12 protein-coding genes are annotated in these 12,643 nt (G+C 42.5%); 4 read left to right on the top strand and 8 right to left on the bottom strand.

Annotation, left to right across the window (positions count from 1 at the left end; all coding sequences use genetic code 11):
* The first annotated feature begins 33 nt into the window (after nucleotides 1-33).
* The 3 genes from dinB to HH214_RS11775 all read left to right on the top strand — a co-directional run bounded on the left by dinB (nucleotide 34) and on the right by HH214_RS11775 (nucleotide 3,067).
* Nucleotides 34-1,134 carry a DNA polymerase IV gene (dinB, locus tag HH214_RS11785; RefSeq protein ID WP_169607896.1) on the top strand — a complete coding sequence of 367 codons (1,101 nt, stop codon included), beginning with the start codon at nucleotides 34-36 and terminating at the stop codon, nucleotides 1,132-1,134.
* Between the two features lie 98 nt (nucleotides 1,135-1,232).
* Nucleotides 1,233-1,805, top strand: coding sequence for a hypothetical protein (locus HH214_RS11780; RefSeq protein ID WP_169607894.1), 573 nt, complete (start codon nucleotides 1,233-1,235; stop codon nucleotides 1,803-1,805).
* A gap of 74 nt (nucleotides 1,806-1,879) precedes the next feature.
* Nucleotides 1,880-3,067, top strand: coding sequence for a class I SAM-dependent rRNA methyltransferase (locus tag HH214_RS11775; protein WP_169607892.1), 1,188 nt, complete (start codon nucleotides 1,880-1,882; stop codon nucleotides 3,065-3,067).
* Between the two features lie 22 nt (nucleotides 3,068-3,089).
* On the opposite strand, the gene HH214_RS11770 is transcribed toward HH214_RS11775, so the two are convergent.
* From HH214_RS11770 to HH214_RS11755, 4 genes are all read right to left on the bottom strand, one after another.
* Nucleotides 3,090-3,554 (bottom strand): DUF4920 domain-containing protein, encoded by a 465-nt coding sequence (locus HH214_RS11770; protein WP_169607889.1) that lies wholly within the window; start codon nucleotides 3,552-3,554, stop codon nucleotides 3,090-3,092.
* Nucleotides 3,555-3,621: 67 nt separating this feature from the next.
* Nucleotides 3,622-4,728, bottom strand: coding sequence for an acyl-CoA dehydrogenase family protein (locus tag HH214_RS11765; protein WP_169607887.1), 1,107 nt, complete (start codon nucleotides 4,726-4,728; stop codon nucleotides 3,622-3,624).
* Nucleotides 4,725-5,351, bottom strand: a complete 627-nt coding sequence (gene pnuC / locus HH214_RS11760; RefSeq protein WP_169607885.1) for a nicotinamide riboside transporter PnuC — start codon at nucleotides 5,349-5,351, stop codon at nucleotides 4,725-4,727. The genes HH214_RS11765 and pnuC overlap by 4 nt, the downstream gene beginning before the upstream one ends.
* A 114-nt stretch (nucleotides 5,352-5,465) precedes the next feature.
* The gene (locus HH214_RS11755) at nucleotides 5,466-7,859 is read right to left on the bottom strand and encodes a TonB-dependent receptor (RefSeq protein WP_248282082.1); all 2,394 of its coding nucleotides are present in this window, start codon (nucleotides 7,857-7,859) and stop codon (nucleotides 5,466-5,468) included.
* A 463-nt stretch (nucleotides 7,860-8,322) separates the two neighbouring features.
* Here HH214_RS11755 and HH214_RS11750 point away from each other — a divergent pair, with 463 nt between their 5' ends.
* On the top strand, nucleotides 8,323-9,672 hold the full coding sequence (locus HH214_RS11750) for a M28 family metallopeptidase (RefSeq protein ID WP_211166211.1): 1,350 nt from the start codon (nucleotides 8,323-8,325) through the stop codon (nucleotides 9,670-9,672).
* Between the two features lie 244 nt (nucleotides 9,673-9,916).
* Here the strand turns inward: HH214_RS11750 and HH214_RS11745 are convergent, their stop codons facing one another.
* The 4 genes from HH214_RS11745 to HH214_RS11730 form a co-directional block, all read right to left on the bottom strand.
* On the bottom strand, nucleotides 9,917-10,714 hold the full coding sequence (locus HH214_RS11745) for an ABC transporter permease (RefSeq protein WP_169607883.1): 798 nt from the start codon (nucleotides 10,712-10,714) through the stop codon (nucleotides 9,917-9,919).
* A gap of 18 nt (nucleotides 10,715-10,732) precedes the next feature.
* Nucleotides 10,733-11,632, bottom strand: coding sequence for an ABC transporter ATP-binding protein (locus HH214_RS11740; protein ID WP_169607882.1), 900 nt, complete (start codon nucleotides 11,630-11,632; stop codon nucleotides 10,733-10,735).
* Nucleotides 11,626-11,835, bottom strand: a complete 210-nt coding sequence (locus HH214_RS11735) for a hypothetical protein (RefSeq protein ID WP_169607880.1) — start codon at nucleotides 11,833-11,835, stop codon at nucleotides 11,626-11,628. Before HH214_RS11735 ends, HH214_RS11740 begins: the two co-directional genes overlap by 7 nt.
* 406 nt (nucleotides 11,836-12,241) lie before the next feature.
* Nucleotides 12,242-12,640 carry a cell division FtsX domain-containing protein gene (locus tag HH214_RS11730; RefSeq protein ID WP_169607878.1) on the bottom strand — a complete coding sequence of 133 codons (399 nt, stop codon included), beginning with the start codon at nucleotides 12,638-12,640 and terminating at the stop codon, nucleotides 12,242-12,244.
* Nucleotides 12,641-12,643 lie beyond the last annotated feature (3 nt).

Here is a 12,643-nt window from a genome sequence, read left to right as displayed (position 1 = left end):
TGCTTAAATTTATCACATCTCTTATCTTTGTATATGCCCTCCGCTACACCATACCGCAAAATCATCCACATTGATATGGATGCCTTTTATGCATCGGTAGAGCAACGTGATGAGCCGGAATATCGCGGTAAACCTATTGTAGTAGGTGGCTCGCCGGAAGGTCGGGGCGGGGTGGTGGCTACAGCCAGCTACGAGGCGCGTAAGTTCGGCATACGCTCGGCTATGTCGGCTAAGCAAGCGAAACAGCTGTGTCCGCAAGCTATATTTGTACGTCCACGGTTTGCGGTGTACAAAGAAGTATCGCAGCATATTCGGGAAATTTTTCGACGATATACGGATTTAATAGAGCCGCTATCGTTAGATGAAGCTTACCTGGATGTAACTGAAGATAAATTAGGCGTAGGTTCGGCCATTGAAGTGGCCAAGCAGATTAAACAGGCTATTCAGGAGGAACTGAACTTAACCGCATCAGCCGGTGTATCTATTAATAAGTTTGTGGCTAAAATTGCTTCAGACATCAATAAGCCTGACGGGCTAAAATTTATCGGCCCGTCTGCTATTGAAAAGTTTATGGAGAACCTGCCGGTCGAAAAGTTTTTTGGTGTAGGTAAAGTAACAGCCGAAAAGATGAAAAAGATGGGTCTGCATACCGGTGCAGATTTAAAAACACTGACAGAGCAGGAACTCACACAACACTTTGGTAAAGTAGGTGGCTTTTATTACCAGATTGTACGGGGCATTGACAATCGGCCGGTACAGCCCCATCGTGAAACTAAATCCATGGGGGCTGAAGATACTTTTGCCTATGACCTAACCACCACCGAAGATATGCACGAGGAATTGGATAAAATAGCGCAAACAGTAGCTGCCCGGCTAGATCGCTACCAACTTAAAGGCCGCACTGTTACGCTTAAAATAAAGTATAGCGATTTCAAGCAGATCACTCGGAATCAATCTTTTAACCATCCAGTAAGAGATGCTGATACATTAACCCAAACCGCTAAACAACTGTTAGCCGCCACCAATCCTGAAGATGCCCGAATACGACTACTAGGCATTTCAGTTTCCAACTTTGGAGAGCAACCTATTAAAGAAAAAAAGACAGTGATAGGTGAACAGCTTAGTTTGTTTTAACTACCATAGATAGTAAGAAGGCAGACGGTTTTTTATCTATTGGTTAAATAATTCTACCTTTCATAAATTTTAATTACAACCCGTTGAACCTAATCATCATGAAGAAGCCTATTTATATCACAACTGCTATCATATTTCTATTATTAAACCTGTGTTTAACACAAGTTTACAGTCAAGCCCGAACATCTACCAGCTTAGGGTATGATGTTAACTTACCACTACACTCGGGTTACAAGTTTGGTTACGGTTTCAATTGGCAAACCAATATTAAGGTAAGCAATAAGGTAGCTATCTCGCCCGTATTGGGCTATGACAGAATTAATAGCGATGGTGGCATTATTTATAGCAACGATGGTTACGGGCACTATCGCTACAGAGATAATATCGATTTATTCTATTTAGGCTTAGGCGCTAAATATTATTTCGATAAACAGTTTTTTGCCCGTGCAGGAGCCATGATTTACATAGGCGGCGGTAACGAAGATTTGGTTACCGGCGGTATAGGCGGAACCGCAGCCGTAGGTTACGATTGGACTATAGATAAGCGTAGCACATTTGAACTTACCTTACGTACAGATATTATCAACTTCAAAACTAACCATCGTGAAGTAGGCGCCATAGCAGGGTTGGGGATTGCTTATAAGTTCAACTTTAGAAAACTAAAAGAGTAAACTAATTTCATGCTATTAACAAAAGTCTAGTTAGTCAGGGCAGATTTACACAGGGCTGCGTATCTTTGCAGCTTATGGTGGATGTTATCCTGAAAAAAGGTAAAGAAAAAGCAGTACTACAGCGTCATCCCTGGGTATTTTCAGGGGCTATTGAGCGTGTAAAAGGCAAGCCTGCAAATGGCGATTTGGTAAAGTTAGTAGATGCCCAAGGCAAATTTATGGCTTATGGCTTTTACAACAATCAATCGCGTGTGGCTTTGCGTTTGCTAGAATGGGATGAACATACGCCAGTTGATGAACAATGGTTCCGCACTAAAGTAGCAACTGCGGTACAAAGCCGAAGCTATATTTTGCAGGATGGTCGCACCAACACCTGCCGCTTGGTTTTTAGTGAAGCCGATTACCTTCCTGGCCTCATTGTAGATAAATATGCAGACTACCTTTCGCTGCAAATTCTGACCTCGGGTATTGAAAACAACAAAGCAATTATTATTGATGAGCTACAACGCTTGTTACAGCCTAAAGGAATATTTGATAAAAGTGATGCATCATCACGCGCCCATGAAGGCCTCGACACAGTTAATGAAGTACTGGCCGGCAGCCCACCACCTGAACTGGTAGAGGTTAAAGAAAACAACCTGACTTACGGCATCAACATTGCCGAAGGTCAAAAATCAGGTTTCTACTGTGATCAGCGTGATAACCGCCACTTGCTAGCTGCTCATACGGCAGGTAAAAAAGTGCTGGATTGTTTTTGCTATACGGGTGGCTTTACCCTGAACAGCCTGCAACAAGGCGTAGCCTCGGTAATCAGTGTAGATAGTTCCGCCTTAGCCATAGAAACTTTAAAAAAGAATATTGTACTAAATGGGCTGGATGCCACCAAGCATGCGGCCATTCAATCAGATGTTAACAAACAGCTACGCAAGTTTAAAGAGGATGGGGAAAAGTTCGACGTGATTGTACTGGACCCACCCAAATATGCCCCATCACGCTCAGCATTAGATCGCGCTTCACGGGCTTACAAAGACTTGAATCGTATAGCGATGTTATTGCTGAACAGCGGTGGCTTACTGGCCACTTTTTCCTGCTCCGGCGCTATGGATATTGATACTTTTAAACAGGTATTAGCTTGGGCAGCACTAGATGCTGGTAAACAAGTACAATTTATTTACCAGTTTTGCCAACCTGAAGATCATCCGGTACGAGCTTCATTCCCAGAAGGTGAGTACCTGAAAGGGTTACTTTGCCGGGTATATTAATTTATCCGGCAAACGTACGCTGCTACTTATTAACAAACAACCCGGTTACTTCATAAGTAAGCTGCGGCGGTTTGTTTTTGGAAGATAACGTATTTTTATCTGTTTTACGGTTACCGGCCAGTTGCTGATGATCATCAGCAATGAACTCTTTTTGAGCCACACCGGCAATTACCACCTGCCTGCCTTTTAAATCTTCGGGCAAAACAACATTGTAGTTTCTAAAATGGGCTTGGATGGTTTGTCCGTTGCCAGCATCTAAAATAAACCAGCCCCCTTTAGGCTTGGTTACTTTAATAACGGTACCAATAACCGAGGCCGTAGTACGCGTACGCTTGCCCATAAAAGTTTCTAGCTTTGAAGCCGGCATCAGGCTTACATGGCTGGGTGCCGAACCAAATACCATACCATGCGGTAGTGGTGTATGTTTTTGTGCCTGCGCAGTTACCAACAAGCAGCAATATATCAGGGATGTGATTATAAACTTCATTTGCCTGCATTAACAGCCAATTGAAAGGTTGGTTTGCTTTGTTTTGAACATCCAGATTATAGCATGATTATTCAGTAAACGTAAGTAGCGAGTGCTGACTGGCCGTATGTAAATCGCGCCACACCAAATTTAATTCTGTATCAGGCGATGCTGCCCATAAGCCACAATAAGGATATAAGGCATCTACACTTTCGCGGGCTATCTGCGCCAGTAAACGGCTTGAATTGCTTACAGCCTTTAGGTAGTGGTCATCTATGTTTTCTGCTGATACACCAGCCTGCCACGAAGCATCCAGTGCATGGTAAAACTGGGCACGTATGCCTTGTAGATTATCTTTCACCTCCTGCAACGTACTTTTAAGTACATGGTGTTGCTTTTCTGTTAATTTAGGCTGCTGCATCTTTTCCATCAGCACAGGCTCGCATAAATCTACAAAGTGTATCGCCATACCTGATAAGTTGGCAGCCAGCGTAGCTTCTGCCAATTGCAAAAAGGGATAACGATACAGTGGGGTATTCACATAAGCAGCTGCACCATCTATTTTAAAGCAGCGATTGGCTGGCACCTCTACATTCTCAAAACGAAAAGCATGGCTCCCCGTGCCCATCATGCCTATATATTTCCAAGCCGGAATCAATTCAGCCTTTTGTGCATCTACAACAAAGGATTGCACCAACGGATTGTTGTTTGCATACGACAAGACTTCCTCATCTTGTTCAACCAAGCAATTAGCTGTAAAATGAGTAGCATGACGTACGCCACTGGCATATTTCCAACTACCATTAAGCAGATAGCTATTTTCGGTTGAGTTAGCAGTACCTGTACTGGCACCACTACCTGCTAAGCATACTTTAGGATTGGCAAATATTTCTTTCGCAGCATCAGGCGCTATAAAGCCGCCGAACCAGGCTGCACCAGCACATAAGGTAATTACCCAGCCCAAGCTACCATCGGCCCAGCTCAAGGCTTCTTCTAAACGCACCATATCAGGCAAGGGCAATTCAGAACCGCCGTAAACCGTAGGTACCAACATTTTAAACCACTGCTGTAAATAAATCAGTTCCAGTTGTTCAGGCTGCAACTCGCCCTGCTGCTCGGCTGCAAATGCATGGATACGAATAATGCTTACCCATTCCGGTTTTAATAAGGCCGATGGATGTGGTTCAGTTCTCATGCCAGCAGATTAGAAGATTTAATAATTTGTTCCCGATATAATTTTCGCCAGTCGTAATAACCCAAAATTGCAATCACAAATAAAAACAACGTTAATAAGGCAAACAGCGGCAAATGCTTGTAAAACAGTAACGGTATGGCAAACAGATTAGATATATTGAGTACCACCCAATTTTCAATACGTCGCCGGGCCAGCAACCAGGTACCTGCCCACGCTGATGAGGATACCCATGCATCAGAAACCGGCACTGTTGATGAAGTATAATTCTTCAGAATGAAATAGATTACACCCCATCCAACAAAAGCAATCAAGGCTGTAATTAACCATTCCCGGCCATTGGCATGTGCTATTTGTACCGGCGGCTCGTTTTTACGACGGCTCCAGATTATCCAGCCATACAAGCTCATCAGCACATAGTAGCCGTTTAAGCTGGCATCGGCAAATAAACCGGCTTCAATAAATAGAAATATAGAAATAGCTGAACCGGCTATACCCGCAGGATATAACAACACGTTATTTTTACGGGCTAGTAATACTTCGGCTATACCGAATATCACTGCCACCCATTCTAACCCAGTAGTTTGCCGTATTTGCTCCAGCAAAAGGTCTGCCCAGTGTTGCATTACTATTCTCCTTTAATGTCATTGCGAGTGTCAGCGTAGCAATTCCGTTGCTTCATTGATAAACCAATGAGATTGCTTCGTTGTTGATACGCCTCGCAATGACAAATCTTGTTTTTAAAACCTTAAACTCAATGACCCTAAAAAGTTGATTGGAGCTTGCGCGAACCAATAGTTATAGTTCACCACTTTGCCGCCTTCAAGGTCTGGATAGGTGGCTCCGTCAGATTGATATTTTTTGCTGAACACGTTATTCACCAGTAAACTCACACCGATGTTCTTGATAGAAAAAGCACTGAAACTATAGCCTAATCTTACATTGCTTACAAAATATGGGTTCAGTGAACGGCTTTCGGTTGAGGTATTGTCCAGATACTGCCGACTTACATATTTGCTGATAAAAGCAATTTCGCTATTCTTGATAGGATGGTAGCTAATTTCGCTAGAAGCTACTACACTTGGTGAAAAAGCAATATTGGTTTTGCCATATTGAGCATATAAATCGGTGTTATCGGTATCGACGTTATACAAGTACTGTTGAAAGTTTTTCACCCTATTGGCACTAAATGAGGCGTTAGCTGCCCAACTCAATTGCTCTATAATTCTTACCCGACCATCCAGCTCAACACCGGTACGGTAACTATCTTTGATGTTGGTGCGGATAGCTTCACCCACATCGTTTAAAGAGCCTGTTAACACCAACTGATTTTTGTAAAGCATATAAAAGCCATTAATGCCTGCTGTAAAATTGGTACCACGTACACGGTAACCTGCTTCAAAATCTTTCAGGTTCTCAGATTTTGGGCGACTTTCGGGTGATGAATTTACATAATCATCACGGTTGGGCTCATGGTTACCTACCGCAAATGAGGCATATACACTGTTGTGATCGTCGATCAGGTAGGTAGCTCCAACTTTCGGATTGAAGAAGTTAAGCTGCACAGCTTGCTGTACGTTGTTCAGATTCCGGTCATAACCCAGAAACGAGTAATTAATGTGGCGGTACTGCATATCGCCATACAATAACACTTGCCCTATGCGGTAATCTATCCGGCCAAAAAGGTTGAAATCTTTCTTCACCCCTTTATTGCGCGAATATTCATAATCGGGCAAAATATTAGTGCTTTGTTGGGTCCATTCAATATTGTTAAAGTGATCGCCGCGGTATTCGTTGTAAGCACCACCCAAAGTCAGGTTCAAGTTATTTTGCGGCTGATATTTAAAGTTGTAAGTAACCCCATAAAAATCATTCTTCAACCACAATCGGCGTACTAGGTCGGTAACATTCAAGGTATCACCTCCAACAATGGCTGGTGTAACACCATAACTGGTTAGCTTAGCATCATTCTTATACTCTTCATAGTAACCTTCTCCTCTGGTATAATGCAAGGCACCCGCAAAGGAAAGCTTCGGCGTAATTTGCTGATTGTAGAGCAACTGGTAATGGTTCTGCGTATAATTATCCGTTTGATTAGGATAATACGTTCCAGTACGGTTAATGTAACCTAATTCATTGTACCGACGGTTGCCTTTGCGTACACTATCTTCCGGTACGCCATCCCAAGCTTGGTAAGTTTGTTCGTAACCTGAAAATACGTTTAGGCGTACTACGCTGCTTTTACCATAATAAGCACCGCTCACGAAAAACGATTTCAGCTTAGAGAATGCCCGATCAATATACCCATCGGAGTTCACGCGCGATAAGCGGCCATCTACCGTGAAGTGCCCACCCAGCAAACCAGTACCCAGGCTAACGGTATTTTTTACCGTTCCGTACGAACCGGCCGAATTATCGAGCTGCGCATAGGCTGTATCTTGCCGGGTTGTAGTTTGAATATTGATACTAGCCCCAAAAGCACCAGCGCCATTGGTTGAGGTACCTACGCCACGTTGTATTTGAATATTATCTACTGATGATGCTAGATCAGGTAAATCAATAAAGAAAGCGCCTTGACTTTCCGCATCATTTAATGGGATACCATTTAATGTTACGTTGATACGGGTAGCATCAGAACCCCGTATGCGAATACCAGTATACCCCACACCAGCCCCTGCATTGGAAGTGACTACAGCCGAAGGCGTCTGATCGAGTAGAAATGGCAAATCCTGACCTAAGTTGTTTTTCTGTAAGTCTTTTTTGCGGAGGTTGGTAAAGGCTGTTGGCGAGTTAGCTGATGCCCGGGTAGCACTTACAGTTACATCTTCAGTCATTAAATTACTATGCATTAGGGCAAAGCTAACCGTCATGCTCCCCCGAACTGTTACACTTTTGGGCAAGGCCTGATAACCCACATAACTAACAAGAACAGTATAGTTACCGCCTTTAACATTGCTAAGCTCATAGCTACCATTGGCATTAGTTACGGTACTTTGCAGGTTAGCAATACTCACAGTAGCACCAGGCAATGGCTGTCCGGTTTGCTGATCGGTTACTTTTCCGGATACGGAAAACTGGGCTGCAGCCACTACAGGCAACAGCAAGGCTACAAAAGCCAGGTAAAAATTTTTCAAAATGTAAATAAAAACATTACGTTAAACCATCTGCTCGCTAAGGGTGTAAATTGCGTGCAGTACACTTAACTTGTTACCTCTCCCTACGCCGGCATTACCCGGATCAGGTGCTGGGGGAGTTGAAAGTGAAAGATTGAAAGTTTAAAACATCTTTTAACTTTCAACTATAGTCTTTTAACTCCTCTCCATGGGTATGATCTCAGCCTGTCTTTCAGTTTGATTGCTCAAAGCAAGGCACCCCTTAAGAAATTATGCCGCAAAGATAGGTTTAGGATTCAGATTTAAAGAATGGATTTGTGATTTGTGCTAGAATTGACGATAAATGATCCATGAACAAGCTAAAGAAAGGTTCATTTATCTTGCTTTTTTATTAAAATCGTTTCAAAAGTAAAAATCTTGTTCCTGTAGAGCCTGTTCTTGAGGTTTACAGTATATTGGCGGTACGCAACAACCGCTAACGCTCATGAAGTTTAAATTTTTACTCCCTTTATTGTTTGCCGTTCCGGCTATGGCACAAACTACCATTAAGCCAGATGCTCAGATCACCCAGATGACAGATGAAATATCTGTTCAAAATATTGAAGGTATTGTACGTAAACTGGTCAGCTTTAAAACCCGCCATACGCTAAGTGATACCACCAGCAAAACTACAGGTATTGGTGCTGCCCGTAACTGGATTAAAGCTGAAATGGAGCGTTATGCCGTTGCCTCAAACGGGCGCATGCATATAGAGTTTGACACCTTTACCCAGCCGGCAGGTGGCCGCGTAGGTAAGCCTACGGTATTAAAGAATGTACTGGCTATTTTAAAAGGCACCGACCCTACCGATACACGGGTTTACCTGGTTTCAGGTCATTATGATTCGCGGGTGAACAACGTGATGGATTCAGCTTCGGTAGCACCGGGTGCTGTTGATGATGCTTCAGGTACCGCTGTATCTATGGAACTGGCCCGGGTGATGTCTAAGCGTTCGTTCCCATCTACCATTATATTTATGGCGGTAGCAGGCGAGGAGCAAGGGCTGAATGGTTCGGCCAACGTAGCTAAACGAGCTAAAGCGGAGAAGTGGAATGTAGATGCCATGCTGAACAATGATATAGTAGGTAACACCTATGGCATGGAAACCGGCTTGAAAGATAACCGCAGCGTACGTGTATTTAGCGAGGGGGTACCTACGCCTATAGCTACAGAGCAACGAGCTTTAGCCGCTTTAATTAATAATGGTGGCGAAAACGACAGCCCATCCAGGCAGTTGGCCCGTTATATTAAAGAGGTGGCCGAGCGTTATGTAGGCCAACTGGATGTGAAACTAATTTACCGTCGCGACCGCTTTTTACGCAGCGGCGATCATGTACCATTTTTACAGCAAGGCTTTACCGCTGTGCGGTTTACCGAGATGAACGAGGACTTTAACCGCCAGCATCAAAACATACGCAAAGAAAAGGGAGTAGATTATGGTGACTTACCTGAATTTGCCGATTACCCATATATACAGAAAGTAGCCCGCATGAACCTGTCTGTATTAGCTAACCTAGCCTTAGCACCGGCAGAGCCACAAAATGTAGGCGTAACTACCAGCGGACTTACCAACCGTACTACGTTAAAATGGGAGACACCTAAAATGGGTAAAAAACCAGTTGGTTACTACATACTAATGCGTGAAACCACCAGCCCTTATTGGGAGCGTAAATACTACGTTACAGGCAATGAAGCTACACTGGATTACTCGAAAGATAACTACTTCTTCGCCGTACAATCGGTAGATGATCAGGGACATGAAAGTTTGCCGATCTATCCAAAACCGATTAGATAAAGCTTATACTTGATCTGTTTTAGTACTGGAAGCAGTGTTACAGGTGTTACATGTTTCAGTGTGTAACACTTGTAACACCCTGTAACACTGACAAACCATTGGCAGTGGTGGCACTGTTCTGTCAGTACGTTATGGGTAAAAAACGTTCCATATAGGTTTACAAAGGAACATTAACCAGATTTTTTAACAAAAAAAGAGACGCCCATTGGGGTGTCTCTTTTGGTTTGTCAGTATGTAGATAAGGTTATTTTATGCTTTTACGTTGTACAATAAAGTACCCCATAATAAATACCACTAAGGCTATAGCCAGGCTCACTAATGTCGCATTAGTAAAAAAATCAAAGCTCACCTGCTCTAAGGCTCTTGACTTAGGCTTGTCATTGTTAGCCATAGATAGCAGTGGTTGCGCGTACGGAAACATATAGGCATACTCCCACTTACTGCTAAATAATACAACACCTACAATAGTACCTACAAAGCCAATGCCCATAGGCTTCAAAAAATCGCTCCATAAAATGCTTAGCAAAAATTGTATAGACAGAATGGCCAATGCACCCAAAAACAGTTTAAAATAAATTTCATATAGTTGCTTTTCCATGTGGAAGCCACTAAACTTCAGCTCGGGTTTAAGCACACCTAACAAATTACCAAAACCAACAGTTAAGGTGGGGAACAGCATCAGGCACAGTAAAACCAATAGTAAGGCATATAAGTACTTGGCACTATATATAGCCCACTTAGAAATAGGTAAGGTAAACAACGTTTTCCAAGTATCTGCCTTATGTTCTATACTGTTTACTGAATAAGCTACAAATATCACGAACATAGGAAGCAGTAAAGAACCCATAATACCCAGCATAGGGGTGGCAAAATCAATCCAGAGCAGTTGAGGAGGTAGATGAGCTAGCTTGGCACTTTTAATAAAAAAGCCCAATGCCACAAAAAAAGTTAATAAAAGTGGCAGTAAGATAGCACTCCAAAACCCCAATGTTTTTCGGCTTTTATAAAATTCGGATTGCAGCGAGAGGAAAAATCCTTTCATAAATAACAGTGATAAGGTTTAGGCTTGTTGTGTAATATTCAGGAAAAGTTCTTCCAAATCTTTCTGCACTTTAAAAATGCTATATACCTGATGACCTTGCTGGTGCAGTAATGCATTCATAGCCGCCATGTTTTCTTTAGAAGTATAAGGCACAGAAAGATAAGTTTCGTAAGCATCTGTAACGCTAAAACCCTGGTTTTTTAGCAAGTTGGCGGCATCGGCAGTCTGGTCGGTTTCGATATGAACTACCGGCTGACTGATATTTTTCAACTCACTAATGCTGCCCTGAAACAGCATAGCACCGTGATTGATAATGCCCACGTGTGTGGCAATTCGTTCAATCTCAACCAGCAAGTGGCTTGATATAAACACGGTTTTACCTTGCTGGGCCACCAGCTTAACTAGCAATTCGCGGACTTCAATAATCCCATTAGGGTCTAATCCGTTGGTAGGTTCATCCAGCACCAGTAGTTTTGGGTCACCCAATAAGGCTAAGGCTATGCCCAAACGCTGCTTCATGCCTAATGAATAGTTACCGGCTTTCTTATGTGCGGCATCTTTCAGGTGCACCAAAGCAAGCATATCTTCAATCCGGCTTACGGGTACCTGCAATAAACGGGCTCGGTTAACCAAATTTTCTTTGCCGGTTAAATGCGCGTAAATAGCAGGCTGTTCAATCAATGAGCCAATTTGTGACAGGATGGATATACGGTTACCAGGCAAATCGTGGCCAAAAAGCTCAATCTGGCCTTCTTGTATTTGCAACAGGCTTAACAACAACTTGATCGTCGTAGTTTTTCCGGCGCCGTTAGGGCCCAGAAAACCGAATATACTGCCTTCGGGCACTTGCAGCGATAGTGATTTAACCACTGGCTGCGACCCAAAGTAATGTGTAAGGTTTTCGGTACGGATTACCATACGTTCAATTTAGAAACTGAACATACTGTTTTTACCAATTGTACGCCTTTGTAAAACAACGAGGTAGCCTGCACAGTGCTAAACTGATGCTGAGAAAACTCGCGTGCTTGCTGTACCTGATAGCTGATACCCATAATTAAGGCAAACAGTACTGGAACTAACAACAGAACAAAAGGGCTTTGGTTAAAAATCAACTTTTTCATTGTGACTGACTTGATGAAACAAAAGAACATCAAATTGTCATTTCTCTAAAATGATTTAGACTAACGGTCAGTAATCATAGATAAACGGTTGTTTACACCGACTAAATCATTCATCGACTTTAAAGTGGGTTTCGTCGACACAATAAACGCATATACTTCCCGTATAACAACTTTGCATAAATTTTATCAGCAACACTGGAGATAAGAAATTTTGCTTTTCAGGTAACCTTAACTTGACTAACTACGTACAAGACAGTATTCTATTAAAAGCTAAAACCGCTTTAAGGTAGATAAAATTTTATGCTGATAGGTTTATATATTTGCCGATACCCGCCCGCTTTTAGCGGGCTTTTTTTATGCTTTATTTTAGAGATTCCAATTATTACTCCACTATTTTCAGCATAGGTTACTTTATATTATACCACTTTATAGCCCATTGTTTATCCAGCACCTCTATCACAACTAACAGTCCCAATAGAAGTAAGATTAACCACTTGTAAGTTACAATTACGTTTAAAAATTTATTTATCAATTGAACATCTACTAAGCCGACTCCAATAACCAAGACCGCCGTTCCAAGCAGCAGTATACCAGCAGCTATCATTAACGATTTAAAGAAACCACCCCACTCGTGATGATGTTGAATTTTTTGTATTACCTGAGTAGATAAATCCTCTACTTGTAGCCGAGGCTCTTGCTCTAGTTGTTTAAACACTTGCTGGTAAAGTTCAGCATCAGGGTTATGCTTTACCGGCAAACCATTTTCCAGCATTTTTTGTAAATATTCGTCGCTTAATTCTTTCATAAC

This window comes from Mucilaginibacter robiniae, assembly GCF_012849215.1.
Classification (GTDB): domain Bacteria; phylum Bacteroidota; class Bacteroidia; order Sphingobacteriales; family Sphingobacteriaceae; genus Mucilaginibacter; species Mucilaginibacter robiniae.
Note: the sequence above shows the minus strand (reverse complement) of the source record. Positions and strands in the feature narration are given on the sequence as shown.

Excerpts from the sequence above, each read along its gene's own strand:
- HH214_RS11765 (WP_169607887.1), bottom strand. The coding sequence starts at position 4,728 with ATGAGAACTGAACCACATCCATCGGCCTTATTAAAACCGGAATGGGTA.
- HH214_RS11730 (WP_169607878.1), bottom strand. The coding sequence starts at position 12,640 with ATGAAAGAATTAAGCGACGAATATTTACAAAAAATGCTGGAAAATGGT.
- HH214_RS11750 (WP_211166211.1), top strand. The coding sequence starts at position 8,323 with ATGAAGTTTAAATTTTTACTCCCTTTATTGTTTGCCGTTCCGGCTATG.
- HH214_RS11745 (WP_169607883.1), bottom strand. The coding sequence starts at position 10,714 with ATGAAAGGATTTTTCCTCTCGCTGCAATCCGAATTTTATAAAAGCCGA.
- HH214_RS11780 (WP_169607894.1), top strand. The coding sequence starts at position 1,233 with ATGAAGAAGCCTATTTATATCACAACTGCTATCATATTTCTATTATTA.
- dinB (WP_169607896.1), top strand. The coding sequence starts at position 34 with ATGCCCTCCGCTACACCATACCGCAAAATCATCCACATTGATATGGAT.
- pnuC (WP_169607885.1), bottom strand. The coding sequence starts at position 5,351 with ATGCAACACTGGGCAGACCTTTTGCTGGAGCAAATACGGCAAACTACT.
- HH214_RS11770 (WP_169607889.1), bottom strand. The coding sequence starts at position 3,554 with ATGAAGTTTATAATCACATCCCTGATATATTGCTGCTTGTTGGTAACT.
- HH214_RS11775 (WP_169607892.1), top strand. The coding sequence starts at position 1,880 with ATGGTGGATGTTATCCTGAAAAAAGGTAAAGAAAAAGCAGTACTACAG.
- HH214_RS11735 (WP_169607880.1), bottom strand. The coding sequence starts at position 11,835 with ATGAAAAAGTTGATTTTTAACCAAAGCCCTTTTGTTCTGTTGTTAGTT.
- HH214_RS11740 (WP_169607882.1), bottom strand. The coding sequence starts at position 11,632 with ATGGTAATCCGTACCGAAAACCTTACACATTACTTTGGGTCGCAGCCA.